The 26,402-nt window shown below is 74.4% G+C and carries 28 protein-coding genes; 6 read left to right on the top strand and 22 right to left on the bottom strand.

The annotated features are described in order from the left end of the window. Nucleotides 1–5: 5 nt before the first annotated feature. From ACZ7GJ_RS24850 to ACZ7GJ_RS24820, 7 genes are all read right to left on the bottom strand, one after another. A complete protein-coding gene (locus tag ACZ7GJ_RS24850) occupies nucleotides 6–386 on the bottom strand; it encodes a tyrosinase family oxidase copper chaperone (protein WP_470754803.1) in 381 nt (126 codons plus the stop codon). Between the two features lie 59 nt (nucleotides 387–445). Then, nucleotides 446–982, bottom strand: coding sequence for a GNAT family N-acetyltransferase (locus tag ACZ7GJ_RS24845; RefSeq protein WP_470754802.1), 537 nt, complete (start codon nucleotides 980–982; stop codon nucleotides 446–448). Between the two features lie 16 nt (nucleotides 983–998). Then, on the bottom strand, nucleotides 999–1,610 hold the full coding sequence (locus ACZ7GJ_RS24840) for a trimeric intracellular cation channel family protein (protein ID WP_470754800.1): 612 nt from the start codon (nucleotides 1,608–1,610) through the stop codon (nucleotides 999–1,001). A gap of 126 nt (nucleotides 1,611–1,736) precedes the next feature. Then, nucleotides 1,737–2,537, bottom strand: coding sequence for a hypothetical protein (locus ACZ7GJ_RS24835; RefSeq protein WP_470754799.1), 801 nt, complete (start codon nucleotides 2,535–2,537; stop codon nucleotides 1,737–1,739). 56 nt (nucleotides 2,538–2,593) lie between these two features. After that, on the bottom strand, nucleotides 2,594–3,796 hold the full coding sequence (locus ACZ7GJ_RS24830; RefSeq protein ID WP_470754797.1) for an acyl-CoA dehydrogenase family protein: 1,203 nt from the start codon (nucleotides 3,794–3,796) through the stop codon (nucleotides 2,594–2,596). Beyond that, on the bottom strand, nucleotides 3,793–4,983 hold the full coding sequence (locus ACZ7GJ_RS24825) for an acyl-CoA dehydrogenase family protein (protein WP_470754796.1): 1,191 nt from the start codon (nucleotides 4,981–4,983) through the stop codon (nucleotides 3,793–3,795). Before ACZ7GJ_RS24825 ends, ACZ7GJ_RS24830 begins: the two co-directional genes overlap by 4 nt. After that, nucleotides 4,980–5,981: an NADPH:quinone oxidoreductase family protein gene (locus ACZ7GJ_RS24820; RefSeq protein WP_470754794.1), complete on the bottom strand. Its 1,002-nt coding sequence runs from the start codon at nucleotides 5,979–5,981 to the stop codon at nucleotides 4,980–4,982. Before ACZ7GJ_RS24820 ends, ACZ7GJ_RS24825 begins: the two co-directional genes overlap by 4 nt. Nucleotides 5,982–6,142: 161 nt before the next feature. On the opposite strand from ACZ7GJ_RS24820, the gene ACZ7GJ_RS24815 reads away from it, so the two are divergent. Next, on the top strand, nucleotides 6,143–7,114 hold the full coding sequence (locus ACZ7GJ_RS24815; RefSeq protein ID WP_470754791.1) for an SDR family oxidoreductase: 972 nt from the start codon (nucleotides 6,143–6,145) through the stop codon (nucleotides 7,112–7,114). A 121-nt stretch (nucleotides 7,115–7,235) separates the two neighbouring features. Here the strand turns inward: ACZ7GJ_RS24815 and ACZ7GJ_RS24810 are convergent, their stop codons facing one another. Together ACZ7GJ_RS24810 and ACZ7GJ_RS24805 are read right to left on the bottom strand one after the other, a co-directional pair. Beyond that, nucleotides 7,236–8,069, bottom strand: coding sequence for an enoyl-CoA hydratase/isomerase family protein (locus tag ACZ7GJ_RS24810; protein ID WP_470754789.1), 834 nt, complete (start codon nucleotides 8,067–8,069; stop codon nucleotides 7,236–7,238). A 23-nt stretch (nucleotides 8,070–8,092) separates the two neighbouring features. Then, entirely contained in the window at nucleotides 8,093–8,860 is a 768-nt protein-coding gene (locus ACZ7GJ_RS24805) for a PIG-L deacetylase family protein (RefSeq protein ID WP_470754787.1), read from the bottom strand. Nucleotides 8,861–8,878: 18 nt separating this feature from the next. Here ACZ7GJ_RS24805 and ACZ7GJ_RS24800 point away from each other — a divergent pair, with 18 nt between their 5' ends. Together ACZ7GJ_RS24800 and ACZ7GJ_RS24795 are read left to right on the top strand one after the other, a co-directional pair. Further along, the gene (locus tag ACZ7GJ_RS24800; RefSeq protein WP_470754785.1) at nucleotides 8,879–9,715 is read left to right on the top strand and encodes an MBL fold metallo-hydrolase; all 837 of its coding nucleotides are present in this window, start codon (nucleotides 8,879–8,881) and stop codon (nucleotides 9,713–9,715) included. Further along, complete coding sequence (locus tag ACZ7GJ_RS24795) at nucleotides 9,712–10,410, top strand: alpha/beta fold hydrolase (RefSeq protein WP_470754783.1); 699 nt, start codon at nucleotides 9,712–9,714, stop codon at nucleotides 10,408–10,410. The genes ACZ7GJ_RS24800 and ACZ7GJ_RS24795 overlap by 4 nt, the downstream gene beginning before the upstream one ends. Nucleotides 10,411–10,471: 61 nt before the next feature. Here ACZ7GJ_RS24795 and ACZ7GJ_RS24790 read toward each other — a convergent pair whose 3' ends face one another. The 3 genes from ACZ7GJ_RS24790 to ACZ7GJ_RS24780 form a co-directional block, all read right to left on the bottom strand. Next, nucleotides 10,472–11,788: an alpha/beta fold hydrolase gene (locus ACZ7GJ_RS24790; protein WP_470754781.1), complete on the bottom strand. Its 1,317-nt coding sequence runs from the start codon at nucleotides 11,786–11,788 to the stop codon at nucleotides 10,472–10,474. Between the two features lie 127 nt (nucleotides 11,789–11,915). Further along, nucleotides 11,916–13,001: an S-(hydroxymethyl)mycothiol dehydrogenase gene (locus ACZ7GJ_RS24785; protein ID WP_470754778.1), complete on the bottom strand. Its 1,086-nt coding sequence runs from the start codon at nucleotides 12,999–13,001 to the stop codon at nucleotides 11,916–11,918. A 74-nt stretch (nucleotides 13,002–13,075) separates the two neighbouring features. Further along, on the bottom strand, nucleotides 13,076–14,065 hold the full coding sequence (locus ACZ7GJ_RS24780) for a LysR substrate-binding domain-containing protein (protein ID WP_470754774.1): 990 nt from the start codon (nucleotides 14,063–14,065) through the stop codon (nucleotides 13,076–13,078). Nucleotides 14,066–14,136: 71 nt separating this feature from the next. Between ACZ7GJ_RS24780 and ACZ7GJ_RS24775 the strand changes: the two genes are divergently transcribed. Both ACZ7GJ_RS24775 and ACZ7GJ_RS24770 read left to right on the top strand, forming a co-directional pair. Next, a complete protein-coding gene (locus ACZ7GJ_RS24775; RefSeq protein WP_470754773.1) occupies nucleotides 14,137–15,030 on the top strand; it encodes a dihydrodipicolinate synthase family protein in 894 nt (297 codons plus the stop codon). A 496-nt stretch (nucleotides 15,031–15,526) separates the two neighbouring features. Continuing rightward, complete coding sequence (locus ACZ7GJ_RS24770; protein ID WP_470754772.1) at nucleotides 15,527–16,210, top strand: LysM peptidoglycan-binding domain-containing protein; 684 nt, start codon at nucleotides 15,527–15,529, stop codon at nucleotides 16,208–16,210. Here the strand turns inward: ACZ7GJ_RS24770 and ACZ7GJ_RS24765 are convergent. The 8 genes from ACZ7GJ_RS24765 to ACZ7GJ_RS24730 all read right to left on the bottom strand — a co-directional run bounded on the left by ACZ7GJ_RS24765 (nucleotide 16,174) and on the right by ACZ7GJ_RS24730 (nucleotide 23,652). Next, complete coding sequence (locus ACZ7GJ_RS24765; RefSeq protein WP_470754771.1) at nucleotides 16,174–16,350, bottom strand: hypothetical protein; 177 nt, start codon at nucleotides 16,348–16,350, stop codon at nucleotides 16,174–16,176. The two genes, ACZ7GJ_RS24770 and ACZ7GJ_RS24765, sit on opposite strands and share 37 nt — an antisense overlap. A gap of 10 nt (nucleotides 16,351–16,360) precedes the next feature. Then, nucleotides 16,361–17,275 carry a phytoene/squalene synthase family protein gene (locus ACZ7GJ_RS24760; protein ID WP_470754769.1) on the bottom strand — a complete coding sequence of 305 codons (915 nt, stop codon included), beginning with the start codon at nucleotides 17,273–17,275 and terminating at the stop codon, nucleotides 16,361–16,363. An 18-nt stretch (nucleotides 17,276–17,293) separates the two neighbouring features. Next, nucleotides 17,294–19,000, bottom strand: coding sequence for a serine/threonine-protein kinase (locus tag ACZ7GJ_RS24755; protein ID WP_470754767.1), 1,707 nt, complete (start codon nucleotides 18,998–19,000; stop codon nucleotides 17,294–17,296). A gap of 27 nt (nucleotides 19,001–19,027) precedes the next feature. Next, a complete protein-coding gene (locus tag ACZ7GJ_RS24750) occupies nucleotides 19,028–20,704 on the bottom strand; it encodes a peptide-N4-asparagine amidase (RefSeq protein WP_470754764.1) in 1,677 nt (558 codons plus the stop codon). Between the two features lie 101 nt (nucleotides 20,705–20,805). Continuing rightward, the gene (rraA, locus tag ACZ7GJ_RS24745) at nucleotides 20,806–21,291 is read right to left on the bottom strand and encodes a ribonuclease E activity regulator RraA (RefSeq protein ID WP_470754761.1); all 486 of its coding nucleotides are present in this window, start codon (nucleotides 21,289–21,291) and stop codon (nucleotides 20,806–20,808) included. A 70-nt stretch (nucleotides 21,292–21,361) separates the two neighbouring features. After that, nucleotides 21,362–21,628 carry a GlsB/YeaQ/YmgE family stress response membrane protein gene (locus tag ACZ7GJ_RS24740; protein ID WP_470754758.1) on the bottom strand — a complete coding sequence of 89 codons (267 nt, stop codon included), beginning with the start codon at nucleotides 21,626–21,628 and terminating at the stop codon, nucleotides 21,362–21,364. An 84-nt stretch (nucleotides 21,629–21,712) separates the two neighbouring features. Continuing rightward, nucleotides 21,713–22,600 carry a hypothetical protein gene (locus ACZ7GJ_RS24735; RefSeq protein WP_470754756.1) on the bottom strand — a complete coding sequence of 296 codons (888 nt, stop codon included), beginning with the start codon at nucleotides 22,598–22,600 and terminating at the stop codon, nucleotides 21,713–21,715. Then, entirely contained in the window at nucleotides 22,597–23,652 is a 1,056-nt protein-coding gene (locus tag ACZ7GJ_RS24730; protein WP_470754753.1) for a phosphatase PAP2 family protein, read from the bottom strand. Before ACZ7GJ_RS24730 ends, ACZ7GJ_RS24735 begins: the two co-directional genes overlap by 4 nt. 168 nt (nucleotides 23,653–23,820) lie before the next feature. Here ACZ7GJ_RS24730 and ACZ7GJ_RS24725 point away from each other — a divergent pair, with 168 nt between their 5' ends. Continuing rightward, nucleotides 23,821–24,477 (top strand): TetR/AcrR family transcriptional regulator, encoded by a 657-nt coding sequence (locus ACZ7GJ_RS24725; protein WP_470754751.1) that lies wholly within the window; start codon nucleotides 23,821–23,823, stop codon nucleotides 24,475–24,477. A 156-nt stretch (nucleotides 24,478–24,633) separates the two neighbouring features. On the opposite strand, the gene ACZ7GJ_RS24720 is transcribed toward ACZ7GJ_RS24725, so the two are convergent. Then, nucleotides 24,634–25,158 carry a TerD family protein gene (locus tag ACZ7GJ_RS24720; RefSeq protein ID WP_470754749.1) on the bottom strand — a complete coding sequence of 175 codons (525 nt, stop codon included), beginning with the start codon at nucleotides 25,156–25,158 and terminating at the stop codon, nucleotides 24,634–24,636. Between the two features lie 122 nt (nucleotides 25,159–25,280). Next, a complete protein-coding gene (locus ACZ7GJ_RS24715) occupies nucleotides 25,281–26,345 on the bottom strand; it encodes a hypothetical protein (RefSeq protein WP_470754747.1) in 1,065 nt (354 codons plus the stop codon). Nucleotides 26,346–26,402: the final 57 nt, after the last annotated feature.

Genomic DNA, 26,402 nt, shown 5'->3' with positions numbered 1-26,402 from the left:
GCGGACTACTCCTGTCCACCGTGGTGCGGGGCCGCGAACGCCAACTGGTTGGTGCCCAGTTCATCGACGGCCGCGCGCGCGAGCTCCAGGGGGGTCGCGTAGGACTGGAAATGGTTGATCCCGCTGAGGTAGCTGCCGTCGGCGCGGCGCATCACGTGCAGCGGCCGGCCGTCGATGCGGACCGACGCCGACGCCAGGTCCACCGCGATGTGCCGGCCGCGGTACGTCTCCTCGGAGAGCGGGGCCGGGGTGAGGGTCTGCCTCGGCCGCCGGGCGCGCAGTACGGGGGCCAGGGCCGCGGCCGCGCCCGCGCACACGGCCGCGGTGAAGGCCGTACGAAGGGCCGCGCGGCGGGTGAATGGTGCGGCGGCGGGTGCTGCGTACATACGGTCTCCCTCGCTCGGTGCCCGGTGCCTACGGGTCTAACGCGGCGCGGCGGGCGAGGTCACCGACACCGGCTCGGGTGCTTGTAGAAGAGGGTGGTGGGGTGCAGCCGCCCGGCCGGGTCGGTGGCGTAGTCGGGGATGGTCCCGGCCTCGGTCCAGCCGGCGGAGCGGTAGACGTGCTCGGCGCCGCTGCCGGTCTCGGTGTCGAGGAACAGCAGCACCACCCCGGCCAGGGCCGCCGCCCGCTCGGCCTCGGCGAGCAGCGCGCGGGCGGTGCCGCGGCCGCGGGCGGCGGGGTGGACCATCAGCTTGCGCAGCTCGGCGCGGTGCCGGCCGTTGGGCTTGGACTCCCGGTACCAGCTGACGGTGCCGTCGATCCGGCCGTCGCCGCCGGTGCGGGAGACCCAGAGCGCGAGGTCGCCGTCCTCGACGGCGGGCAGCAGCGAGTCCCACCAGGCGGCGGCGCCTGCGTGGTCGAGGCCGGCGAGAAAACCGAGGGAGGAGCCGCCGTCGACCACGGCGAGGAGGAGTTCGGCGAGTTCGTCGCGGTGGGCGGTCAGCGCGGCGGCGTCCAGCCGGGTGATGGCGGAGATCATCCCGCGAGGATAGGGATCAGCCGGCGACCCGCTGCAGGCGGGGCAGGTGCAGGTCGCGGAAGATCGCGGCCAGGCGCAGGGCGAAGACCAGGCCGACGCAGACGGCGGTGTTCACGGTGTCCGGGGCGCCGGCCCAGTGCAGGCCGAGATAGGCCGCGGCGCCGGCGAGTGCGGCGGTGGCGTACACCTCCTCGCGCAGCAGCAGCGGCGGGAACTCCCCGCACAGCACGTCGCGGACGACCTCGCCGGTGACGCCGGTCAGGACCGCGAGGATGAGCACGGCGACCGGGGTCACGTGGGCGTCGATCGCGGCGCGGGCGCCGATGACGGTGACGACGGCGAGGCCGAGGGCGTCGACGACCATGAGGGTGCGGTGCGGGAGGGTGCGGCGGCGCAGGTAGAGCATGGTGGCGACGGCGACGGTGGCGATCAGGACCAGCAGCAGCCAGTCGTGGGTCCAGTAGAGCGGGTGCCGGTCGAGGATGAGGTCGCGCAGGGTCCCGCCGGAGATGCTGGCCGCGAAGGCGAGAACGAGTCCGCCGAAGGGGTCCATGTTGGCCCGGTGCGCGGCCAGCACGCCGGAGGCGGCGAAGGCGGCGATGCCGAGGAGGTAGAGGGCGTGCAGCATGGCGCCTCCTTCACGAAGAGCGGTCCGGGAACCCACAGAGCCTGGCTCACCCGGCGCCCCGCCCGCATCGGCCGTTCGGCCACCGTCGGCGCCGCGGAGGTCAGCCTCGGACCCCCCGCGCAGGCCTCAGGGCGCCCAGGGGAGGCGGATCGCCTCGATCTCGGTGTCGGCGAGCAGCGCTTCGATGAGCGACGGCGGTCCGGCGACCTTGGTCGCCCACAGGTCGTAGTCGGTGCAGATCACCCACGCGTGGTCCTCGGCCCACAGGTTCGACGGCGTGAAGTCCGCCTCGGGGTTGTCGTACAGCGCGGCGGCGTCGCCGAGGCGCCCGGCGCGGACGTGCAGGTGGGCGAAGTCGAACCGGCGGACCAGCATGGGGTTGTAGTAGGCCAGGCAGCGGGTGTCCGGGCCCTCGGGGCTGTGTGCGGTGAGCAGTTCGACGAGCCGGTTCCAGGTCGGCCGGTCGAGGCTGCCCTCCGCGGGCGGCTCGATCCCGAGGGGCCAGCTGCCGTTCCTGCGGGCGCCCGAAAGACAGCGGTAGGACGGCAGCAGCCCCTCGGGTACGACCGCATCGCCCGTGCGCCGGGCGAGCTCGGCCCAGCGCAGCCGGCGCCAGCCGGGGCCGGGGTGCTCGGCGCGGCCGAGGCCGCCGCCGGTGGTGGTGAGCTCCTCCAGGCCGTGGTCCCCGACGGTGAGGGGGGTGACGCTCCCGGCGGCCAGGCCCGCCCGGCGGTGCTCGTCGTGGGTCGGACCTCCGGGGGCGCCCTCGCGCTCGTACATCGCGTTCAGCACCCAGGCCGCGTCCGGCAGCGGCGGCGGCATGAACCCCGTCAGGCCGTCGTCGTCGGCGAGCTCCCGCAGCCAGTCGGTGGCGCGGGACGGGGCGAGCGGCCAGCGGGCTTCGATCATGGGGGATGTCTCGGACATTCCGCCATGATCGCAGCCCGCCCGCGGAGAACGCCGGGACCGCGGGGGCCGGCTTGCTACGGCGCCGGCAGCTCTGCGAAATCGGCGACCAGTGCGCGGTGGTGGCCCGCCGTCCCGAGCGCCAGCGAGTCGGCCTTGGCGCGCTTGAGGTAGAGGTGGGCCGGGTGCTCCCAGGTCATGCCGATGCCGCCGTGGAGCTGGACGCACTCCTCGGCCGCGCGGACGGCGACGCCCGAGCAGTAGGCCTGGGCCACGGCGACCGTCAGCGGCGCGTCCGCGGCCCCGGTGGCCAGGGCGTCGGCGGCGGCCCGGGCCGCCGCGCGGGCCGAGGCCACGTCGAGCCAGAGCTGCGCGAGGCGGTGCTTGAGGGCCTGGAAGGAGCCGACGGGCCGGTTGAACTGGTGGCGGCCGCGGACGTACCCGACGGTCTCCGCCAGGCACCACTCGGCCAGCCCGAGCTGCTCCGAGGCCAGTAGACCGGCCCCGGAGAGCAGTGCTCCGGCTACGGCCGCGCGGGCGGTGGCCGGATCGGCGAGCCGGGTGCCTGCGGCCGCGTCGAGGCCGACGGTCGCGAGCGGCCGGGTCAGGTCAAGCGGAACCTGCGCGGTCATCGTGGCGGAGGCGGCCGGTACGGCGTACAGCCCGGTGTCCGCGAGGACCAGCAGCACATCGGCGGCCACCGCGTCGGCGACGGAGGTGACGGTGCCGCTAAGCACCCCGGCGCCGGAGTCCCGTACGGCCGGGGGCAGCGGCGCGCCGGGGGCCAGCGTCAGCGGCACGGCCGGTACGCAGATCTGCCGCCCGGAGGCCAGTTCGCGCAGCAGCGCGCCCGCCTCGGCCTCGGCCGGGTCGCAGCCGAGCAGGATCTCGGTCGCCAGCACCGCGCTCGTGAGGTAGGGGACGGGCGCCACGGCCCGGCCGAGCTCCTCCAGGACCACGGCCGCCTCCCGGTGGCTCGCGCCCTGGCCGCCGAGCTTCTCCGGTACGAGGAGGCCGGCGGCGCCGATCCCGGTGGCGAGGGTGCGCCACAGGTCCGGGTCGTGCGGGCGGCCCGTCTCGATCCGGGCGAGGATGCCCGGGGCGTCGCAGCGGCCGGCGAGGAGGGCCCGTACGGCGGACCGGAGCTCTTCCTCGGCCTCGGAGTACAGCAGGTCGAGGGTGGTGCCCGGCGCCGTCGGCGCGATCGGCGCGGTCGGCCGTACGGGGTCCGCCGGCTTCGTCTGCTCCGTCTGCTCCGTCTGCTCCGTCTGCTCCGTCATCGCTTCAGGTCCTTCCAGGCCAGGTCCTTGTCGTCGCGCGGCTCCGGGGGCAGGCCGAGGACGCGTTCGGCGACGATGTTGAGGAGGATTTCGCTGGTGCCGCCCTCGATGCTGTTGCCCTTGGCCCGCAGGTAGCGGTACCCGGCGTCGCGGCCGGTGAAATCGACCAGTTCGGGGCGGCTCATGGTCCACTCCCCGTACTGGAGGCCCTCCTCGCCGAGGAGTTCCACTTCCAGTCCGCTGATCTGCTGGTTGAGGCGGGCGAAGGCGAGCTTCATCCCCGACCCCTCCGGGCCGGGCTGTCCGGCGACGAGCTGCTGGCGCAGCCGCTCGCCGGTGAACCGGGCCACCTCGGCCTCGACCCACAGTTCGAGCAGGCGCTGGTGCAGCGCGTGCGTGCGCAGCTCGGGGCGCTCGCGCCAGGCGGCGGCGACGGGCGCGATCATGCCGCCCTCGCGCGGGATCCGCATGCCGCCGATGGAGACGCGCTCGTTCATGAGGGTGGTGCGGGCCACCGCCCAGCCCTGGCCGACGGCGCCGAGGCGGCGGGAGTCGGGGATGCGGACGCCGGTGAGGAAGACCTCGTTGAACTCGGCCTCGCCGGTGATCTGGCGCAGCGGCCGGACCTCGACGCCCGGGTCGTGCATGTCGCACAGGAAGTACGTGATGCCCTGGTGCTTGGGGAGCGCGGGGTCGGTGCGGGCGATCAGGATGGCCCAGCGGGCGGTGTGGGCACTGGAGGTCCACACCTTCTGCCCGTCCACGATCCAGTCGCCGGTCGTCTCCTCGCGGACGGCGCGGGTGCCGAGGGCCGCGAGGTCGGAGCCGGCGCCGGGCTCGCTGAAGAGCTGGCACCAGACCTCTTCGCCGGTCCACAGGGGGCGCAGGAAGCGCTGCTTCTGCTCCTCGGTGCCGTACGCGAGGATCGTCGGCGCGGCCATGCCGAGGCCGATGCCGATCCGGCGCGGGTCGTTGTCGGGGGCGCCGGCGGCCTCCAGCTCGGCTTCGACCACGGCCTGCAGGGAGCGCGGGGCGCCGAGTCCGCCGAGGCCCTCGGGGTAGTGGACCCAGGCCAGTCCGGCGTCGAAGCGTGCGCGCAGGAAGTCGGCGCGGTCGGCGGCGGCGGGCGGGTGTGCGGCGAGCAGTTCCCGTACGCGGGCGCGCAGTTCCTCGGCGGTGGCGGTCACCGGGCACCGCCGTCCGCGGCCGCTGCCGTGCTCGGCCCCGGTACGACCACCAGCCGGCCGGTCGTGGTGCCGTCGGCGAGGCGCTGGACGGCGTCGGCGGCCCCGGCGAGCGGGACCCGTTCACTGACCAGTGGCTTGACGGCGCCCTCGGCGGCGAGCCGGGTGAGCTCGGTGTGGCAGGCGAGGATGGCGGCCGGCTCCTTGGCGGCGTACAGGCCCCAGTGGAGTCCGAGGATCGTGTAGTTCTTCACCAGGGCGTGGTTGAGGGCGGGGGCGGGGATGGCGCCGCTCGCGAAGCCGACGACCACGATCCGGCCCTCGAAGGCCACGCATTTGGCGGAGGCGGTGTAGGAGTCTCCGCCGACCGGGTCGTAGACGACGTCGGCGCCGCGTCCCGCGGTGAACTCCTTGACGCGGGCCGCGATCCCGGCCGGGTCCTCGCTCGTCCGGTCGATGACGAAGTCGCAGCCGAGTTCCTCGGCGGTACGGGCCTTCGCCTTGCCGCCGACGACCCCGATGACGGTGGCGCCGGCGGCCTTGCCGAGCTGCACGGCGGCGCTGCCGACCCCGCCCGCGGCGGCGTGCACGAGGAGCGTCTCGCCGGCCTGGAGCCGCGCCCGGCGGTGCAGGCCGAACCAGCCGGTCTGGTAGCCGATGTGCAGGGCGGCCGCCTCGGCGTCGTCGAGGGTGTCGGGGGCGGGCAGCAGGGCGCGCGCGGAGGCGGTGACGTACTCGGCGAATCCGCCGTGGGGCAGGCTCGGGTTGGCGATGACGCGGCGGCCGTCCTCGGTCTCGCCGCAGATCTCGACGCCGGGGGTGAAGGGCAGGGGCGGGCGGATCTGGTACTGGCCGCGGGCGAGCAGGGCGTCGGGGAAGTTGACGTTGGCGGCGAGGACCCTGAGCTTCACCTCGCCCTCGCCGGGCACCGGTTCGGGAACCTCCTCGAGGCGCATGGCCTCGCGGGGCTCGCCGGGGGTGTGTACTCGCCATGCCTGCATCCGGGGCCTCCAGCCGCCGTCGAGGAACCACGCTCGGCGGCATACTAAGCGGTCGCTTGTGTCCTTGGGAACCCGGACACCAGGATTCGGAGCGGCCGGAGCCGGGGGCTCCCCGGTCGCGGCCATTCAGATCTGGACCTCGGCACGCTATCGATGGGCCCATGCATCCCCCCGAGAACAGCGTGGCACCCGCAAGCGGCCCGGCCGGACCTCCCGGGCTGTCAGGACCGCCCGGTCTGCCGGGGCTGCCCGCACCGCCGCCGCTCGGCGCCGCCGCGCTCCCCCAGGGCACGTACGAGGGCCGGGTGGTCCTCGTGACCGGCGGCGGCACCGGGCTCGGCAAGGCCATCGCGACCGAGTTCGCGCGGCTCGGCGCGGATCTGGTGATCGCCGGGCGCCGGGCCGAGCAGCTGAAGTCGGCGCGGGAGGAGCTCGCCGCCGTGCCCGGTGCGGGCCGGGTGACCGCGGCCGTCTGCGACATCCGGGACCCGGAGCGGGTCGCGACGGCCTTCGACGCGGCCGGGGCGGCCTTCGGGCTGCCGGACGTGCTGGTCAACAACGCGGCCGCCAACTTCCCCTGCCCGGCGGAGGACCTGTCGCCGAACGCCTGGCGGGCGGTCGTCGACATCACCCTTACGGGTACCTGGTTCATGACCCGCGAGTTCGGCCGGCGCCACCTCGCCGAGGGCAGCGCCGGGTCGATCGTGAACATCGGCGCCTCGTACGCCTGGACGGGCGGGCCGGGCTTCGCCCACAGCGCGGCGGCGAAGGCCGGGGTGAAGAACCTGGTGGAGACGCTCGCCGTCGAGTGGGGCCCGTACGGCATTCAGATCAACGGGCTGGTGCCCGGGCTGTTCCCGCACGCCGACATGACCGCAGACATCCGCGGCGGCCTGGAGCGGGCCGCTCCCGATGCCAAGGACGCCCGGCAGCCCGCCCTGCGGGTCGGCGCGCCGCGCGAACTGGGCTGGGCGGCCACCTTCCTGGCCTCTCCCTACGCCCGCTTCATCACGGGACACACCCTGGTGGTGGACGGCGCGAACTGGCAGCGCCGGGCTCTCGTGAACCCCGAGGTGGTCCCGGTCCGGGAGCAGTTGGGCCGGGGCCCCTTCGCGGCGCGGCCGCAGGAGTAGCGCGCCCGGCGCCGTCGGTGCACGGCGGGGACGGCGGAGAGGCCGTCCGCGGCGGCTACCGCAGGCTGCGGGAGCGGCTGCGGCCGGCCACGTCCGGGACGCGTTCGCGGTCCGCCCGTGCTCAGCCGCCGGTGAAGTGCGGGGGCCGGCGCGCCGCCTTGGCGGTGTAGCCCTCCCGGCAGTCGTCCGAGGTGAGGGTGAGGGCCGCGGTCATCGCGACGCGGTCGAGGGCCGCCGGCAGGGCCGCGTCCGCGAAGCCGTCGACCGCCCGCTTGATGCCCTGGACCGCGAGCGGGGCGTTCGCCGCGATCTCCGCCGCCACCGACCGCGCGGTCCGCGCCAGTTCCGCGGGCGGGACGACCAGTTGGACGAGGTTCAGGCGCTCGGCGGTGGCGGCGTCGATCCGGCGTCCGGTCAGCGCGAGGAACTTGGCCCAGCCCGCGCCCGCCTCCCGGGCTATGCGCAGGTCGCCGCCCGCGTCCACCGCCACGCCCAGACCGGCCTCCGGCAGGGCGAAGACGGCGTCGTCCGCCGCCACCCGGATATCGGCCATCAGGGCCAGCTCGAAGCCGAAGCCCAGGCAGTACCCCTGGACCGCGGCCACCACGGGCTGCGGGAGGCGGGCCAGGACGGCGAAGCGCTCGTGGACCCAGCGGATGCCCTCGTAGTAGTTCCGGGTCCGCTCCGCCCCGGACTCCCCCGTGATCGCCCCGCCCGGGGCGGTCACGTCGATGCCCGCGCAGAAGGCCCGGCCCTCGGCCCGCAGCAGGACGACGCGGACGCCGGGATCGAAGCGGATCCGGTCCGCCAGCAGGCCCAGCTGGCGGGTGGACTCCCAGCTCCAGCCGTTGAGCTTGTCCGGCCGGCACAGGGTGAGGACCGCGATCCCGTCCGCTACGTCCAGACGGATCCGCTCCTCACCCTCCGCGATCTCCGTGCTGATGGTGTCGATCACCCCGTCACCCTAGGGGGCACCGATCAGCGCGGGAAGACCTCGAACGGCACTGCCGGGCGGCCGCCGAACCGGGCCGCCGCCTGCTGGGCGTTGCCCGTCAGGAAGGTGCGTACGTACTCCTCGGGGTCCTGCTCGGTGAGCGCCTCGATGTACGCCTTGTGCTCCAGCAGGGACTTGACGGAACGCTCCAGGCCGGGCCCGGCGTCGGCCGCGTGCGTCGGCGTGCTGGAGCCGGCCACCGCGACCCAGCGCACCCCGTCCCAGGGCTCCAGGCCCTGCTCGCTGATGAGTTCGGGGAAGATCCACCGGTTGCCGGCGTCGCCCGCCGCGTCCAGGGCGGCCCGGCCGACGGCCTTGTGGTCGGGCGTGTTCCAGAAGCCGCCGCCGCCCTGCCCGCCCCATGTGTCGCGGTGGTTGAGGGTGATGATCAGCTCCGGGCGGTGCCGGCGGATGGCGGCCGCGATGTCGCGGCGCAGGTCCAGGCCGTACTCGACGATCCCGTCGCGGTGGTCCAGGAACTCCACTTCGGAGACGCCCACGACGGCCGCGCTCGCGCGCTGCTCCGCCTCGCGCAGCGGGCCGCAGGCCTCGGGGGCGACGGAGTCGATGCCTGCCTCGCCGCGCGTGGCGAGGACGTAGACGACCTCCCGGCCCCCGTCCGTCCAGTCCGCGATGGCGGCCGCGCAGCCGTACTCCAGGTCGTCGGGGTGGGCGACGACCGCGAGGGCGCGCGTCCAGTCGGTGGGCATGGGCTGCAAGGGCGCCGGCTGATCGGATCGTTGTTCGCTCATACGTCGCACAATAAGCGAATGGACAGATACGGGAGGGTCATTGCCCTGCTCGACGGCACAGGTACGTTCTTCGAACCGGCGCACACCGCCTTCCCCGGGGCGAGCGCCGACGACTGGGCCCGGGCGGGCGCCCTGGACCCGGGCGCGGCCGGGCCGGACGGGTCGTGGCGGCTGGACTTCCGGTGCTTCGCCGTCTCCCGGCCGGGCGGCCGGTGGGTCCTGGTCGACGCCGGGGTCGGTCCTGCGCACGGGCCGGCCGCCGGCTGGGCCCCGGTGCCGGGCCGGCTGCCCGAGGCCCTCGCGGGGGCGGGGATCGCGCCGCAGGACGTGGAGGCAGTGGTCCTGACCCACCTGCACGAGGACCATGCGGGGTGGGTCAGGGACGCGGCCGATCTGCCGTTCTTCCCTCAGGCGCGGTACGTCGTACAGCGCGCGGAGGTGGCGGCGCTGGACCGGGCGGACCCGGTGTGGGACTGGGCGGTGGCTCCGCTGCGGGCCGCCGGGCGACTGCACGAGGTGGAGGGGGTGCACCGGCTCGCCCCCGGCCTGACCCTGCTGCCGACGCCGGGTCACACGCCGGGGCACCAGTCCGTGGTCGTGGAGGGGTCGGACGGGTCGCGGGAGGTGCTGGTGACCGGTGATGTGCTGGTGCATGCCGTGCAGTTGGGCAATCCGGCCGTGCCGTACTCCCACGAACGGGACCGGGAGGCGGCGCGCACGTCGCGCCGGGCCCTGCTGACCCGGGCCTCGGAGCGCGGTGCGCTGCTGGCCACGGCCCATCTGACGCGCGCGTTCGTGGAACCGCCGGCGCTGTCGGGGCCGTTGTCGGACCGGGCGGATACCTTGCCTTCATGACTGAATTCGTACTGGTGGCAGGTGTCTGGCTCGGGGCGTGGGCCTGGGACGAGGTGGCCGCGCAGTTGCGCGCGGCCGGGCAGGGGGCCCGTCCCGTGACACTGTCCGGGGTCGCCGAGAAGCAGGGGGCTCCGGCCGGGCAGCAGATCCATGTCCAGGACATAGTGGAGGAGATCGAGCGCCTCGATCTGCGCGATGTCGTCCTGGTCGGGCACAGCTATGCGGGCATTCCCGTCGGGCAGGCCGCCGAACGCATCGGCGACCGGCTGAAGCACGTGGTGTTCGTCGACGCCAGTGTGCCGGCCCACGGCGAGTCCTTCGTCTCCGCCTGGTGGCAGGGCCCGGCCGCGATGGAGGCCGAGCTCGCCGGCAACGGCGGGTTCTGGGCCCCGCGGACGGCCGCCGACTACGAGGGCCAGGGGCTCACCGACGAGCAGATATCCCGCATCGTGGGCGGCTCGACGCCGCACCCCGGCGCCTCGCTCTCGGAGCCGGCCGTCCTGGCACGGCCGCTCGGCGACCTTCCGGCGACGTACGTCAAGTGCCTGCTGGACGGCCCCGAGCCGACCGAGGACGTGGCCCGGCTGCTCAAGGGCGGGCGCTGGCGGCTGGTCGAGATGGACACCGGCCACTGGCCGATGTTCTCCCAGCCGGCGGAACTCGCCCGGATCCTCCTCGACGCGGGCGGGAACTGACAACCCCTAGGGAGTGTCGTCAAAGTGCCCCGCCGGCCAGACGGGACTTTGACGACACGACCTAGCGGGCCAGGTCGTCCCGTACGAGGGCCAGCAGCCGGTCCAGTACGCGCGGGCCGCCGGCCCGGACCCCGTCGTGCTCGAACTCGTCGGTGACCCAGGTCCGCAGGCCCCGGATCGCGCGCGCCGTCTCCAGGGAGTGCGCGGTGTCCACGTAGAGGTCGTCGTGGTAGACGGCGGCGGCCACCGGCACCTCGTTCTCGGCCAGCCGGGCCGGGTCGTAGAGGGGCGCCCAGCCGGTACGGGCCGCCAGCAGCTCCGCGGTCTCGCGCAGCGGGGCCAGGGCCGGGTCCGTGGTGAAGTGCCAGGGATGGACGTTCTCGGCGGTGAAGAGCAGGGGCTCGTCGCCCGCGAGGGTCTTCGCGGCGTCGAAGCGGGAGTGGCGGGCACGCACCCGGTCGGCGGCCCAGCCGGTCGGGGTGGCGGGGTCCTGGGCGTAGATCGACTCGTGGAGCAACGCGTAGAGGGGGTGTCCGGCGAAGGAGAGGAGCCCTCGGACGCCTTCGAGGAAGGCGTCGGAGAGGGCCGGCCCGGCCGGGGTCGGGACGAAGGCGTCCTCCAGGAGGTAGTGCAGCTGGTGGCTGCCGTCGCCCGAGCCCAGGAGGATGCCGAGGGACTGGAAGGCCTCGACGGTGAGGCGGTGGCCGCCGGGGAGTTCGGCCGGGCGCTCGGCGAGGTGGGCGGCGATGCGCCGGGCACGCTCCACGTCCATGGGGTAGCGGGCGTAGTGCGCGCGGGTCTTGTGCTCCATGCGGGGGTAGGCCGCCTCGTACACCTCATCGGCGGTGGCGGTCAGCGAGGGGAGGCCGCCGGTGATCAGCGCGGCGGTGAGGCCCTCGGGTGCCGTGCTCAGGTAGCGGGTGGCGCAGAAGCCGCCGAAGCTCTGGCCGAGCACGGTCCAGGGCGCGCCGCCGGTCAGGGCGGGGCGGATCGCCTCGGCGTCGCGCACGATCGAGTCGGAGCGGAAGTGGGCGAGGTACTCGGCCTGCTCGGCGGGCGTGCCGCGCAGGGGCAGGGTCTGCCGGTTCAGCGGGGTGGAGCGGCCCGTTCCGCGCTGGTCGAGGAGCAGCACCCGATACTCGGTCAGGGCCCGCTCCAGCCAGGCCTGGCGGCCGATGAACCGCCGGGCGCCGAATCCGGGCCCGCCCTCCAGGTACAGCAGCCAGGGCAGCGCGGCCGGGTCCTTGCCGGTGGCGACCACCTCGCGCGCGTACAGCTCGATCCGCTCTCCGTCGGGCCGCTCGTGGTCGAGCGGCACGGTGAAGTGGTGGTCGGTCAGGACGGTGCCGGGCTGACGGTAGGTGTGCGCGGTGGTCACGGACGGCCCCTGGGGTACGAGGAGATGCGGAAACCCGCGCTCCGGCCGGGTCGCGGCCGGGCGCGGGTGAGGTCCGCCCGATTCTAGTACGGGTCCCCGCTGTGGCTCGGGGCTTACGGGTGGGCCGTCAGAACTCGACGACCGACCGGAGCACTTCGCCGCGTTCCATCCGGGCGAAGGCGTCCTCGACCCCGTCCAGCGGGATCTTCTCGGACACGAAGGCGTCCAGGTCGAGCCGGCCCTGCAGGTAGAGGTCGATGAGCAGGGGGAAGTCCCGCTCGGGCAGGCAGTCCCCGTACCAGGAGGACTTGAGGGCGCCGCCGCGCCCGAAGACGTCGATGAGCGGGAGTTCCAGCTTCATGTCCGGGGTCGGGACGCCGACCAGGACCACCGTGCCCGCCAGGTCGCGCGCGTAGAAGGCCTGCCGGTAGGTCTCGGGGCGGCCCACGGCCTCGATGACCACGTCGGCGCCGTTTCCGCCGGTCAGGCCCTGGATGGCCTTGACCACGTCCTCGCTGCGGCCGTTGACGGTGTGCGTGGCGCCCAGGCCCCGCGCCCACTCCAGCTTCCGGTCGTCCAGGTCGACGGCGATGATCCGCGAGGCCCCGGCCAGCCGGGCGCCGGCGACGGCCGCGTTGCCCACTCCCCCGCAGCCGATGACGGCGACGGAGTCGCCGCGGCCGACGTTGCCCGTGTTCAGGGCGGCGCCGAGGCCGGCCATCACCCCGCAGCCCAGCAGTCCGGCGGCGGCGGGCGCGGCGGCCGGGTCGACCTTGGTGCACTGCCCGGCCGCGACCAGGGTCTTCTCGGCGAAGGCCCCGATGCCGAGGGCTGGCGACAGCGGGGTGCCGTCCTCCAGGGTCATGGGCTGGGTGGCGTTGTGCGTGGCGAAGCAGTACCAGGGGCGGCCGCGCTTGCACGCCCGGCAGTTCCCGCACACCGCCCGCCAGTTGAGGACGACGAAGTCGCCGGGGGCGACGGATGTGACGTCCGGGCCGACGGATTCGACGATTCCGGCGGCCTCGTGGCCGAGCAGGAAGGGGAACTCGTCGTTGATGCCGCCCTCGCGGTAGTGCAGGTCGGTGTGGCAGACCCCGCAGGCCTGGACCCGGACCAGCGCCTCGCCGGGTCCCGGGTCGGGCACGAGGATCGTCGTCGTCTCCACCGGTGCGCCCTTGCTCCGGGCGATGACCCCTCGTACGCGATGCGTCACGTGCTACCCCGATCTCGATCTCGTTCGAATCCCATGAGCAACGTACACGGAGACCACCTCATAAGGGAGTTGTGTCACATCCCGGCGCGTGATCCGGCCAACTCCGGCGGAAGTGCCTCGCGCAGCGCCGCACCGAAGGCGGCCACGGCCGGATGGGCGGCGGCTCCGCTGCGGAAGGCGACCTTCGTACGGCGCTCCATGAGCAGCCGGGTGAGGCCGACGGCGGGGTCCGCGTGTCCCGCGACCCCGAGCTGCGGCACCACCGCCACGCCTTGCCCGGCCGCGACCAGGGCGAGCACGGTGGCGAACTCGTCCACCTGGTGGCGGACCCGCGGGGTGAACCCGGCGGCCTGGCAGGCCCGCACCGCCATGGCCCGGCAGAGCGTGCCGGGCGTGGCCGTGATCCAGGGCGCGTCGGCGTACGTACGCAGAACCGCGCCCTGGTCGGGGCCGGGACCGGGGCCCGCACCCGGCTCCGGCCCTGGCCCTGGCTCCGGCCGCGCACCGGGCCCCGTACCCGGTCCCCGGCCGGTCGCCGGTGCGGCCAGGTACATCGCCTCCCGGTACAGCGGCTCGGTGGCCAGCCCGGGCTCCTCCGGCGTCGGCACGAAGTCGTACTCGTGGACCAGGGCCACGTCCAGGTCCCCGGCCCGCAGCGCGTGCGCGACCGCCGCCGGGTCGGTCTCCGAGACCATCGGCTCCAGCCCCGGATGGCGGCGGGCCAGGATGACCAGGGCGGCCGGGACGATGGCCCTCGTGGCGGTGGGGAAGGCCCCGATCCGCAGCGCCCCGGCCAGGCCGCTGCGCGCCTCGGCGAGATCGGCGTCGGCCTGTTCCAGCCGCTCCAGCACGGCTTCCGCGTGGCGGACCAGGTTCTGCCCGGTGGGGGTGAGCCGGACCCGGCGGCCGGTGCGCTCCAGCAGCGGCAGGCCGGCCTCGCGTTCGAGGACGCCGAGCTGCTGGGACACCGCCGAAGGGCTGAAGGAGAGGGCCTCGGCCACGGCGGCGATGGTCCCGCGGCGGGCCAGTTCGCGCAGCAGGCGCAGGCGTCGTACATCGAGCATCGGCTCAGCTTACGCTTCATGTAAGAAATGCGAACTGGATTCGATGCTTCGGACAGGTCAGGCTCGACGTCATGCGACAGGACTTCTCCCTGCACGGGATCCACGTACCCCTGATCACCCCCTTCACCGCCGGCGGTGACATCGCCGCCGACGCCCTGGAAGCCCTCGCGCACGAGGTGCTCGACGCGGGCGCCACCGGGATCGCGGCGCTCGGCACCACCGCCGAGACCGCCGCCCTCGACGAGTCGGAGCGCGATCTCGTCACCGATGTCTGCGCGCGGGTCTGCCGGGAGCGCGGCGCGCTGCTGAGCGTGGGGGCCGGCGCGAGCGGCACCCGGGCCGCGGAGGCGTCGCTCGCCCGGCTGGCCCGGTGGCCCGAGGTGCGGGCCGCGCTGGTGACGGTGCCGTCGTTCGTACGGCCGGGGGCGGCCGGGGTGGTGGCGCACTTCACGCGGCTGGCCGAGGTGAGCCCCGTACCGCTGATCGTCTATCACATCCCGTACCGGACCGGGCAGCCGCTGGACGAGGCCGCCCTGCGGGCCGTCGGGTCGCTCGCCGGGGTGGCCGGAGTGAAGTACGCGGCGGGCGGCATCGACCAGGAGACGGTGGCGCTGCTGGGGCGCCTGCCGGACGGTTTCGACGTGATGGCGGGCGACGACGCGTTCGCCTCGCCGCTGATGGCGCTCGGCGCGGCGGGCGGGATCCTCGCCTCGGCGCACCTCGAAACGGCGCGGTTCGTGGAGCTCGCGGCGGCTTGGCGGGCGGGCGACGCGGACCGGGCCCGCTCGCTGGGCCACGCCCTGGCCCGGCTCTCCGCCGCGGTCTTCGCCGAGCCCAATCCGGTGGTCATCAAGGGAGTGCTCCACGCTCAGGGCCGCATCCCGACCCCGGACGTCCGCCTCCCGCTGCTCCCGGCGCACCCGGATTCGGTCATGGCGGCCCTGAAGGAACTCACCGGGTTCTAGGGACTGTCGTCAAAGTGGCGTCGGCCGCCCGAAGGGCAGGCCCCGCCGGCCAGACGGGACTTTGACGACACGACCTAGGCCCGCGTCAGCCGGTCCTCGGGGCCCGGGGCGACCCGGGCCCCGCCAATTGTCCGAAAAGCCCCTCCCTAGGCGATTGGCGGATAACGCGGCAGTCGCCCGAATCAGGCATGCGGACGGGCGAGTTGCCCGTATTGCGGAGCGGGCCCGCGGCCCGTGATGTGAGTCACGCGGGCCACCTCAACATCATTTCCCCGAAAGGGCCGATTCCCTTTTCCCGGCGGGAAAGTTGGCAATTCTCCGAAGCCCTTTTCAAGGTCATTCTCGGGGCCGATAGCGGGATGTCGATCTCCGGGTCAAATTCAACTCTTGTTCCGGTCGCGCGGACTCACTTACGGTCGCCTCGTTCCCGGTGGTCAGCTGCCCCATCCGGCCACCACCAGGGCTCTCCCGTACCCCGCACGTGAGGAATTCCGCCATGCCCGCAAAGGGAAAGCACCGCCGGCCCAAGCACAACCCGATCACCCGCAAGCTGGCCCTGGCCGGCACGGGCGGCGCGGCATTGGCCCTTCCGTTGATCAGTGCGACCACGGCCGGTGCGGCGGAGGTGGCGGCCGCGCCCACGACGTACTCGGTGGTCAGCGGTGACACCCTGTCCGAGATCGCGGCGAAGCACTCCATCAGCGGCGGCTGGAAGCAGCTCTACGAGGCGAACCGCGGCATCGTCGGCGCCAACCCGTCGATCATCCGCCCCGGCATCAAGCTGAGCCTCGGCACCCAGGCGAACACCACCACGGCCACTCAGGCCGTCGCGAAGACCGCCAAGACCGCCAAGACCTACGCGAACAACCTCGACGGCTGGATCCGCGAGTCGCTCGACGTCATGGCGCAGCACGGAATTCCCGGCAGCTACGACGGAATTCACCGCAACGTGATGCGGGAGTCCTCCGGCAATCCGCTGGCCATCAACAACTGGGACTCCAACGCCGCGGCCGGCATTCCCTCCAAGGGACTGCTCCAGGTGATCGACCCGACCTTCCGCGCCTATCACGTCCCGGGCACGTCCCAGGACTCCTACGACCCGGTCGCCAACATCACCGCCGCCTGCAATTACGCGGCCGCCCGCTACGGCTCGATCGACAACGTCAACGGCCCGTACTGAACCGGCCGGGGCGGTGGGCCGAGCACCGCCTCGCTCAACTCCGCCCTGACCGCCTCGGTGCGGCCCGGCAGCAGCCCCAACTGCACGTGGCCGACGGCGTGCTCGGGCGCCCCGTCGGCCAGACGGGACTTTGACGACACGACCTAGGCCTCAGGCCGGCGTACGCCGCCTCCGCGCTCGGGCGCGGGCCAGGGTGCGCAGGGGGGCGGCCACCCCGTAGCCGATGTCCTTGCGCAGGGCTCCGGCGCCGGCCCGCTCCACCGCGCCGAGCTGGTGCTCCATGAGCTCCGTCATGGTGGCGATGACCGGCCGCAGCCCGGGTTCGGCGAGGGCCAGGATGCCGTCGGCGGCCTCCAGTGCGGTACGGGCGCGCCGGCACTCGGCGGCGAGCAGCTCACGCACCGCCGGGGTGTCGCGGGCCCGTTCCAGGTCGGCGCGGGTCACGGAGTGCTCGGCCAGGCGCGAGGCGGGCAGGCACAGGCGGCCCTCCGCGAGGTCCCCGGAGAGGTCCGCGAGGAAGTCGACCCGCTGGGCGGCGTCGACGAACCGCCGCCAGCCCGCGGCCTGTTCGGCGTCGGGCCCGCCCTGGTACTGGAGGCCGGTGAAGATCACCACCCCGGGCCAGGCATAGGCGTCGAGGTACTCCTGGAAGTCCTCCTCGGTGGCGAATCCGTCGAAGTCGGCTTCGGCCGTGGCCGCACCGTCGAGGAAACGCGTGACCCAGTGGACGGGCAGGCCGCGGGAGCCGACCGCGTGGGCGTAGGCGCGCAGCAGCGGGTCGGGGCTGTCCCCGCCGCGCAGCGCGGAGTCCACTTCCGCAGCCAACTCCTTGAGGGCGTGGGCCCGTTGTCCGGGGGTGCCGGTCTCGGCGACGTCGTCGACCCGGTTCATGAACGCGAGGCCGGCCGCGAGCCACGGCACCAGGGGCGGCGCGGCCAGCAGCCGCAGGGCCAGGTAGGGGGCCGGTTCGCGGCGGAGCACCCGGCGGGCGGCGTGCGTGTAGTCGTCCCGCAGCCGGGGGTCGCGTATCCCGGCAGCGGTCAGCGTGGTGCGCCAGGTGGGCATGGTGGCCGGGCTCCCTCGTCAGTTCCGGTAGACCTTCTTGACCTTGCCATCGGTACCCGCGAGCACAAAACCGCCCTGGCCGTAGGGGTCGCTGAGATAGGGGCGCATGGACGGTGTCCCGTCCTGCCAGATCTCGACGTTGATGTAGCGCGAGGTCGGATTGGGGATGCCGAGGTCCTGCTTGGACTGCTCCAGGAGGGCGGGCAGGGCGTCCCACTCGACCTTGGCCATGTCGATCAGCGGTTTGCCGTCCTTGACCGTTCCGGCCGGGCCGCTGCGCTTGGCGGCGCCGTTGCGGTACTGCCAGGAGTCGACGGTCCTGGCTCCGGGGGCGGTGGGGATCGAGGCGATCACGTACCCGTCGTAGATCTTCATGTCCACGAAGGTGGTGGTGCCGGTCTGCTGCTTCAGCGCCTCGATGGCGGTGCGGATGTTGGCGGGCGCGATCAGGGAGCCCTTGGGCGGTTCGACGGTGCCGCCGGTCTGCGGCGTGCTCGTCTTCGGGGTCGGGCTCGGGGACGGGGTCGAATCGGCGGTCGGGCCCGCGGGGCCCGTCGAGGCCGAATGGGTCGCGCCGCCCTTCGCGGCGCCGCCGTCGTCGTCCCGGTCGGAGAGCGACTTCACGACGCCGGTCACGCCGACCGCGAGGACCACGGCGATCAGCCCGGCGAGCAGGGCCGGGCGCCGGCGCGGGGCGGCCGGGGCGGGGACGGGCACCGTGGCCGCGTACGGGTTCGGGCCCGGCGGCCGACCCGTCGCCGGGCTGGGGCCGGGGCCGGGGCCGGGGCCCGGGCCGGACAGCGGCTGCATCGGGGGCGGCGTCGGCGGCCCGTACTGGCCCAGGGCGACCGGAGGCGTGACCGGGGTGGCACCGCCAAGAGCACTGCTCGCGCTGCGGAGCAGGGCTTCCAGCTCCTCGCCGTCCGGACGCGCACCCGGGTCCCGCACCAGCAGCCGTTCCAGTACGGGCCCCAGCGGTCCGGACCGCACCGGCGCGGGGATCGGCTCGTCCAGCACGGCGACCACCGTGGCCAGACTGGTGGCCCGGCGCAGCGGGTGGACGCCCTCCGCGGCCACGTACAGCAGCATGCCCAGCGACCACAGGTCGGAGGCCGCCAGCCCCTCCTCGCCCCGCACCCGCTCCGGCGCGATGTACTCCGGCGAGCCGATCAGCACCCCGGTCGAGGTCAGCGCGGTCGACCCGTGCAGCGCCGCGATCCCGAAGTCGGTGAGCACGGCCGATCCGTCGGGCCGCAGCAGCACGTTGGCCGGCTTCACGTCCCGGTGCAGGACCCCTTCGGCGTGTGCGGCCCGTAGCGCCGACAGCACGTCGAGCCCGAGCCGCAGCACCTCTGCCACCGGCATCGGCCCCGGTGCCAGCCGGTCGTACAGGGAGCCGCCCTTGACCAGCTCCATCACGATCCACGGATGCCCCTCGGCGCCGTCCGCCGGCTCCACGATGTGGTGGATCGTGACGACGTGCGGGTGCGCCAGGCGGGCCAGTGCGCGGGCCTCGCGGACGGCCCGTTCGCGCAGTTGGTCGGCGAGACCGGGCTGGGCGGCGGCGGTCGCCGGGTCCGGCGGGCGCACCTCTTTGAGTGCGACATCCCGGTGCAATGCGATGTCGCGGGCGCGCCACACCGTTCCCATGCCGCCGCTGCCCAGGGGCGCGATCAGTTCGAAGCGCCCGCCGACCAGTTGTCTGCCGGCCTCACTGTTGTCCATGGGCGGTCATCGTAGGGGCCGCCTGCGTCAGCAGCGTCGGCGGTCCACCGTCACGGTGCCCTGCTCGGTCGCCACCGTGCGGTCGTAGCAGCCGCCGGGAGCGCCCGAACCCAGGAGCCGGTGGCGGGCGTTGGTCGTGCCGACGGCGTGCCGCTGGTCGCGCGGGACGTTGGCCGTGTAGGTGGCGTCGCCCGTGTACCGGTCGTCCAGTCGGGACCATTCGACCTGCCGGCCGCCCCGCAGGGTGACGGTGTCCGCGGCGTCGCCGAGCGAGAGGGCGGTGCGCAGCCGGTCACCGGCGCCGAGGGTGGTCTCGCCGTCCATCGTGTACGTGCGCTTCGTGCGGGTGGCGGTCGCCCCGCGGGTCACCGTCTCCTCGTCGGTCCAGGTGGCGTCGAGCGCGTCCCGGGCCTCGCCCTCCGTCCAGCGGTGGACGGAGGTGCCCCGCACGGCCCGCGTGACGGTGGTGGTGACCCGGCCGTGGGAGGTGTCGAGGTGGCCTGCGACGGTGAGCCGGTGGCTGCCTTCGGTGTCCAGGCGGTGCTCGGCGCCGGGCGCGGCGGGCGTCCAGCGCGAGGAGCCCTGGGGCGCGCCCTCCTCGTGGCGGGTCAGCGCGCCGGTGACGACCTCGCGGGCCCCGTCCTGCCAGAGCAGCAGGTTGGCGGGGGTGTTCCAGCCGCTCCGGCCCTCCGGGACCCCGGCGACGTGGACCTCGATCCGGTGCGGGAGGCCGTCGTTGAGGACGGCGGCGTAGGGGGTGAGGTCGTAGCGGATCGGCTGGACGTCGAAGGCTCGGGGGCCGGGGGTGACGTACCAGAGGAAGGGGTTGGACCAGCCGCCGGTCCAGACGGTGGGGAAGGGCGCGGCGACTCCGGCGAGCTGCCCGTCGACGGAGACCTGGACCTCGCGGTAGGGGCCGTCGGCGGCCTTGCAGGAGTACGGGGCGGCGTCGGGGGCGGTCATGTACCAGTACTCCTCGCAGCCGCCGCCGGAGCCGGTGGCGTACACCTCGGCGAGGAGCCGTTCGGTGTTGCGCGGGGTGGTGAGGGTCGGGCCGGTGAGCGGCAGCACGCGGTCGGGCGTCGCGGGGGCCGGGTTGCGGCCGTCGGTGGCGTAGAAGGTCAGGCTGACCCTGACGTCGATGACGCCGGTGTAGGTGTCGTTGACGACGTTGCCGATGAGCATCTCGACCGGCTGCGGACGGCTGAGGGTGTCGCGGTACTGGGTGACGTCCTTCTCGACGGACCAGGTGATCCCGTCGGGCGAGGGCTGGGGCGTGGAGGTGTGGAGGATCTGCACCCCGCCGACGGAGAGGTGGCCCAGGCGGTCGTACTGGCGGCCCTTGACCTTGCCGTCGAGGCGGAGCACCACCTTGGCCCAGGTGCCCGCGCCGCAGGCCGTGGGCGGTGCGTAGCTCCCGCGGTACGGGGTGAAGTCCCGGAACTGGGCCTCCGCCATGGTCACCTCGCAGGCCCGGGTCGCGGGCCGGGCGACGGGCGGGGCGGCGGTGAGGGGGTCGTGCCAGTCGGTGCCGAACTCCGCCGGCGGGGTCGTCGCGGCTCCGGCGGGGGCGACGGGCGCGCCGGAGCCGGTGGACCTGCCGGAGCCGGTGGGGTCGGCCGCGCTCGCGGGTCCCGCGGCGGCCAGGGTGGCCGTGGCCAGCGCGAGCGCGCCGAGCAGGCCCATGATCCTGTGTCGTCTCATGGGCCCGCAGTGAAACCCGACCCGGCCGGTCACCGCCAGAGCCGGTGGCCGGCTCTGGCCGGAACTCGCCGGTGCGTGGCGGACCTGTCGCGTGGCGGGACTCAGCCCGCGGCGGGGAGGAGCACCACGCCGTCGTCGTCCGCGTGCAGTACGGCACCGGGCCGGAAGGTGAGCCCGCCGATGGTGACGGGCTCGTCCACCGTGCCCGCGCCGGTCTTGCCGCTCTTGCGGGGGACGGTGCCGAGCGCCTTGATGCCGAGGTCGAGGGCGCCGAGCGCCACGCTGTCCCGTACCGCGCCGTTGATGATCAGACCGGCCCAGCCGTTGCGCTGCGCCGCAGCGGCGAGCAGGTCTCCGACCAGGGCGGTGTGCAGGGAGCCGCCGCCGTCCACGACGAGGACCGCGCCGCCGCCCGGTGTGTGGACCAGCTCGCGCAGCAGGGCGTTGTCCTCGTGGCACGCGAGGGTTCGTACGGGCCCGGCGAAGAGCCGTCGGCCGCCGAAGGGGCGGAACTGCGTGGTGCAGATGCCGAGTCCTTCGCCGTGCTCGTCGTACAGGTCGGCGGTGGGGACGGGGGTGACACTCATCCGGTTCGGGGCTCCTCGCAGCTCGTACGTCGCGCCGTGCGGGCCCAGCCTATGAGCTGGTCCGCGGGATTCAGTCGCGGGAGTTGCCGAACAGAATGCGGTAGCCGATGAGCAGTACCAGGGAGCCCGTGATGGCGGAGGCCCAGGTGGTGAGGTCGAAGAAGTCGTTCTGGACCGTGCGGTCCAGGAACTTCGCCGAGAGCCAGCCGCCGGTGAAGGCGCCGGCGATGCCGATGAGGGTGGTGCCGATCAGACCGCCGGGGTCCCGGCCGGGCAACAGGAACTTGGCTATCGCCCCGGCCAGCAGTCCCAGGATGATCCAGCTGACGATCCCCATACCCGTTCACTCCGCTTCGTTCGTGTGCACGTACTCACCTGCGAGGACGCGCACCCGGCTGAAACGGTTCTGTGGCGGGCCGGATCACACCGCCGCGTGCGTCATCGCCGCTGCCGCCGGGGAGGTGGGTACGGCGGCTGTCCCGACTACGGCCGACGGGGCCGTACGGGTCAGCAGCAGGACCCCGCGGGCCGCGGCGAGGGCGCCCGCCACGGCCAGCAGGAGCCCGAGCGCGCCGCCCTGGAGGCGTTCGCCGAGCAGGACCATGCCGATCGCGGCCGCGGCCAGCGGGTTGGCCAGGTTGACCACCGCGAGGGGCGCGCCGAGGCCGCCGCGGTAGGCCCGTTGGGACAGCAGCAGCCCGCCGACCGCGAAGACCACCACGAGCAGGGCCACCGAGACGACCCGGACGCTGAGCAGGGCCCCGCCCCGGCCGGCCGCCACGGCGACGGTCTGGGTCAAGGCGGAGGCGGCCGCCGAGGCCAGCCCGGACGCCGTCGCGTGGCGCAGCCCCGAGCGCGTGTCGCGGCGTGCGGTCAGCAGCACGATCACCGCGACCGTCGCGCCCGAGACGGCGAGGGCCTCGGCCAGGGTGAGGGTGTCGTCGGGCGCCGGTCCGGAGGCCGGGAGCAGGAGCAGGCCGAGCCCGACGACGGTGGCCAGGGTGCCCCGCCACTCGGTGGCGGCGACCCGGCGGCCGGCGCCGTGCGCGCCCAGTGGGACGGCGGCGACGAGGGTGAGGGCGCCGAGCGGCTGGACCAGGGTGAGGGGCCCGTAGCGCAGGGCGGCCGCGTGCAGGAGTGCGGCGGCGGCGTTCAGTCCGGCCGACCACCACCAGGCGTGGTTGCCGAGCAGGGACTTCGCGCTGCGGGCGGTGGCGCGGCGGGCGAGCCGTTCCTGGGCGACGGCGGCGGCCGCGTAGGTGGCGGCCGAGGCGAGGCAGAGCGCGACGGCGAGGAGGGTGGCGTTCACCGCGCGGCCCCCACGGTCCCCGCGCCGACGGCGGGCACGGGCGCCTGAGCGTCAGCGCCGGGCACGGACGGGGCAGCCGCGGCAGGCGGGGCAAGGGCGGCGGGCCCGCCAGGAGCAGCGAGCACCGCAGCAGCGGCAGACACGGCAACGACGGCGGCCGGGGCAGGAGCGGCGGGCACGGCGGGCGGGGCAACGGCGGCGGACACGGCAGGAGCGGCGGGCACGGCAGGCACGGCGGCAGCCGTGTCGGCGGCGCCCTGGGCCGGCGTGCCCGGGGTGGCGGGGCGCTGCCGCGGCAGGGTCCGTACGGCCACCAGGGACCGGCCGGCCGGGCGCGGGACCAGCAGCAGGGCGGCGCCGAGCAGCACGGTCGCGACGGCGGCGTCGATCCAGTAGTGGTTGGCGGTGCCGACGATCACGAGCAGGGTCACCAGGGGGTGCAGCAGCCACAGCACGCGCCACCGCGACCGGGTGGCCGCGATCATCCCGAGGGCCAGCATCAGCGCCCATCCGAAGTGCAGGGACGGCATCGCGGCGAACTGGTTCGCCATGGTGTCGGTGGCGGGCGCGGCCCCGTAGACGGTGGGCCCGTAGACCTGGCCGGTGTCGATCAGCTGCGCCTCGCCGAGCATCCGCGGCGGCGCGAGCGGGTACGACAGGTGCAGGACGAGCGCGGCGCCGGTCAGCAGGGCCAGGACCCGGCGGCTCCACAGGTAGTGCGCGGGGCGCCGCAGGTAGAGCCAGACCAGGAAGAGCGCGGTGGCCGGAAAGTGCACGGCCGCGTAGTAGGTGTTCGCGCTCTGCACGAGTGCGTCGCCGTGCAGGAGCAGTCGCTGGACCAGGCCTTCGCCCGGCAGGTGCAGGGCGCGCTCGGCGTCCCAGACGCGCGTGGCGTTGCGGAAGGCCTCGTCGGTGCGGCCGGTCGAGAGCATCCGGCCCGCCTTGTAGACGGCGAAGAGGCCCGCGACGAGCAGCAGCTCTCGTATGAGGCGGCGGCGCTGGTCGGTTCTCGGTCCGGCACCTGCCTCGGCGGGTGTGGTCTGGGAGGTCATCCCCCGGTCTCTCTTCCTGTCACGGGCACACAATCGACACGCCAGTGTATCGATACATTGGCGTATCGATACGATGGTGTACCGATACGCTTGCGTTCCCGTAGACTTCGACTGGAACGAGATCCAGCCACGAAGGCACCGAGGCGCCCCCGAGGAGAGCCGCACCCCATGACGTCTCCGACGCCGACCATCGCGCGCCGCTCGAAGATCACCCCCGAGCGGGAGCGGCAGTTCTACGACGCCGTCCTGGAGCAGCTGCGCGAGCACGGGTACGAGGCCCTGACCATGGAGGGCATCGCCGCCCGGGCGTGCTGCGGCAAGTCCACGCTCTACCGGCAGTGGAAGACCAAGCCCCAGCTCGTCGCGGCCGCCCTGCGCGCGAACCGGCAGGGCACACTGGCCGCCGTGGACACCGGAACCCTGGCCGGGGACCTCCGCGAGGCGGCCAGGATCGCGGCCGGCACCTCGGGGCGCGACACCCTGCTCACCCAGGCCATGGGACACGCCGTGCTCAGTGACGAAGAACTCCAGGCGGCGCTGCGCGAGGCGCTGATCGAGCCCGAGCTGGCGGCTTTCGACGCGATGGTCGAGCGGGCCGTGGCCCGCGGCGAGATCACCGCGGAGCACCCCGCCGTGGAGTTCCTGCCGGCTCAGCTGATGGGCGTGCTGCGCATCCGGCCGGTGCTGGAGGGGCAGTACGCCGATGCCGAGTACCTGGTCCGGTTCGTCGACGCGGCGCTGCTTCCGGCCCTGGGCCTGCATGCGCCCCCGGTCCCGGTCCCTTCCTCTGCCCCTGCCCCCGCCAAGGCCTCTGCGGCCACCTGAACCGGCGGGCCGCCGCCCCCGATGACCGGACGGCGACCTGCCCGCGCTGCCTCGTGGGGACGGCGGCAGCGCGCCACCCGGACCGGGCGGCGGTCACCCTCAGGGAGTGACCGCCGCCCGATCTGCGCGGCCCCGGCAGACCTCACCGCCTCGGGCTCACCCCCGAGGGGCGCCCATGACGCGGGCGAACTCCTCCGGGTCGGTGTCGAAGCCCCGTACCGCGGTGTCCAGCGACCAGGCGCCGGAGTCGTCGCGGGTGAACTCGGCGACCGTGGCCGCGGTGGAGTCCGGGACCTCCGCGAAGTCGCCCTGCGCGAGGTCGGTGTAGCCCTCCCGGATCCTGAACCCCTTGCCGGCGACGTCGGCGAAGGTCGTCGACCCGGCCTGGATCACGACGCCCACCACCACGCGGCGCAGCTCCGCCGCCATCCGCTCCAGTTCGATGGTCATCACCTCGTCGAAGCCGAGGCCCAGACCGGTGTGGCTGTCCCGGTTCAGGGTGATGGTGCCGTCGGGGGACCGGCTGCCGAAGTGCACGAGGTACGCGGGCCGTCCGTGCGGGTCAGCCGCCCCGTACACCGCCGCCACTATGTCCAGATCGTGCGCGGGCGCCCCGGCCGGGCTGGGGTCCCAGCGCAGCGCGATCTCCACCTTGGACAGGCCCTTGCGTACACCGCTCACCGAACTCCCCCTCCACTTACCGTGTGTTGCCCGGCCATGCTGCCATGCGACTGGCGCCCCGCCCGGGCCGACCGTACGTTCCCGGCCAGCCGGACGGCCGCCCCCGCCCGCCGCGCGGGCTCCTACCAGTCGCCGTCCTTGACGGGTGCGCCCGGCCGCGGCGCGTTGCCCAGCGGCTTGACCTGGCCCGGGGCGGGCGGGGTCCACGGGGCGTGGTCGTCGCCCAGCCACTCCCCCACGGGCTTGACCGCTTCGAGCGGACCGGCCGGCGCGAGGTCGGTGGCGGACTCGTCGTAGTAGTCGAACCAGGGCAGCCCGGCCTTGGTGTAGGCGGCCCGGTCGACCGGCGAGGGCGGCGGGCGCTCCCCGGTGATCCGGTGCCACGCGGGCGGGGTGACCAGGTGGACGAAGACCCGCGCGAGCGCCTCCTCGGCCCAGTCGGACAGCGGCCGGTGGTCCTCGTACACCTCCTGGTGCATGGAACCGCCTACGCCGAGGCCCATGGCGGGGGCCGCCGGAGCCGGTGCGGCGCCCGGCGGGGGCGGTCCCGCCGCTGCTCCCGGGGCGTACGGCATGGCCGCGGGCGGCATGGACGGGGCCGGAGCCGCGCCTGCGTACCCGACGCTCCGCGAGCCGGTCCGCGGCGCGCGCGCCTCGCGCCACTGCGCCAGCCGGTCCGGGCGCAGCGGGAAAGCCTGGAGCTGCACCCCGCCCGTGGTCTCCTCGCCGGTGACCTGCCCCTCCACGGTCGCTCCGAGCCCGAGCGGTACGGCGACGAACTGGCGCACCGTCCCGTCGCCGGAGTTGATCCCGTCGAGCCAGGGCTGGCGCGGCAGTACCACGTAGTTCTGCGGGCGCCGCGCGAGGCGTCCCGTCCAGCGCTCACCCGAGACGGCGCACACCTTGCCGACGCCGACCTGGAGCGCGGTGGGCTCCGCGGTCCCGCCGAAGCTGAGCCACATCGCCTCGCGCAGGTACACGGGGAGCATCACCCCGCCCTTGGCCAGCCACTCCGGGGGCGCCGTGTCCGGATAGTCCTCCACCCGCCGCAGCGGGAACTCCCCCAGCCCCGGCGGCAGTGCGTGCGTGCCCGATTCCGGTAGCCGCAGGGTCCGCATGAAGCTGACCCTCGCTCCGTCCCCCAGCAGCAGTTGGTTCCCCTCGATCCTTGTCCCACCAGCAGTCACGCACCCAGCCCCTCTCCCGCCCGGCACCGGATCGGCCACAGGATCTGCGGCCTACCC

Source organism: Streptomyces sp. NPDC037242, from assembly GCF_055604165.1.
The sequence above is the reverse complement of the archived record's forward strand: the minus strand, read 5'-3'. Positions and strand labels throughout refer to the sequence as shown.

Coding starts and splice junctions, on each gene's coding strand:
- ACZ7GJ_RS24850 (WP_470754803.1), bottom strand. CDS start 386: ATGTACGCAGCACCCGCCGCCGCACCATTCACCCGCCGCGCGGCCCTT.
- ACZ7GJ_RS24845 (WP_470754802.1), bottom strand. CDS start 982: ATGATCTCCGCCATCACCCGGCTGGACGCCGCCGCGCTGACCGCCCAC.
- ACZ7GJ_RS24840 (WP_470754800.1), bottom strand. CDS start 1,610: ATGCTGCACGCCCTCTACCTCCTCGGCATCGCCGCCTTCGCCGCCTCC.
- ACZ7GJ_RS24835 (WP_470754799.1), bottom strand. CDS start 2,537: ATGTCCGAGACATCCCCCATGATCGAAGCCCGCTGGCCGCTCGCCCCG.
- ACZ7GJ_RS24830 (WP_470754797.1), bottom strand. CDS start 3,796: ATGACGGAGCAGACGGAGCAGACGGAGCAGACGGAGCAGACGAAGCCG.
- ACZ7GJ_RS24820 (WP_470754794.1), bottom strand. CDS start 5,981: ATGCAGGCATGGCGAGTACACACCCCCGGCGAGCCCCGCGAGGCCATG.
- ACZ7GJ_RS24815 (WP_470754791.1), top strand. CDS start 6,143: ATGCATCCCCCCGAGAACAGCGTGGCACCCGCAAGCGGCCCGGCCGGA.
- ACZ7GJ_RS24805 (WP_470754787.1), bottom strand. CDS start 8,860: ATGAGCGAACAACGATCCGATCAGCCGGCGCCCTTGCAGCCCATGCCC.
- ACZ7GJ_RS24800 (WP_470754785.1), top strand. CDS start 8,879: ATGGACAGATACGGGAGGGTCATTGCCCTGCTCGACGGCACAGGTACG.
- ACZ7GJ_RS24795 (WP_470754783.1), top strand. CDS start 9,712: ATGACTGAATTCGTACTGGTGGCAGGTGTCTGGCTCGGGGCGTGGGCC.
- ACZ7GJ_RS24780 (WP_470754774.1), bottom strand. CDS start 14,065: ATGCTCGATGTACGACGCCTGCGCCTGCTGCGCGAACTGGCCCGCCGC.
- ACZ7GJ_RS24775 (WP_470754773.1), top strand. CDS start 14,137: ATGCGACAGGACTTCTCCCTGCACGGGATCCACGTACCCCTGATCACC.
- ACZ7GJ_RS24770 (WP_470754772.1), top strand. CDS start 15,527: ATGCCCGCAAAGGGAAAGCACCGCCGGCCCAAGCACAACCCGATCACC.
- ACZ7GJ_RS24760 (WP_470754769.1), bottom strand. CDS start 17,275: ATGCCCACCTGGCGCACCACGCTGACCGCTGCCGGGATACGCGACCCC.
- ACZ7GJ_RS24755 (WP_470754767.1), bottom strand. CDS start 19,000: ATGGACAACAGTGAGGCCGGCAGACAACTGGTCGGCGGGCGCTTCGAA.
- ACZ7GJ_RS24750 (WP_470754764.1), bottom strand. CDS start 20,704: ATGAGACGACACAGGATCATGGGCCTGCTCGGCGCGCTCGCGCTGGCC.
- rraA (WP_470754761.1), bottom strand. CDS start 21,291: ATGAGTGTCACCCCCGTCCCCACCGCCGACCTGTACGACGAGCACGGC.
- ACZ7GJ_RS24740 (WP_470754758.1), bottom strand. CDS start 21,628: ATGGGGATCGTCAGCTGGATCATCCTGGGACTGCTGGCCGGGGCGATA.
- ACZ7GJ_RS24730 (WP_470754753.1), bottom strand. CDS start 23,652: ATGACCTCCCAGACCACACCCGCCGAGGCAGGTGCCGGACCGAGAACC.
- ACZ7GJ_RS24725 (WP_470754751.1), top strand. CDS start 23,821: ATGACGTCTCCGACGCCGACCATCGCGCGCCGCTCGAAGATCACCCCC.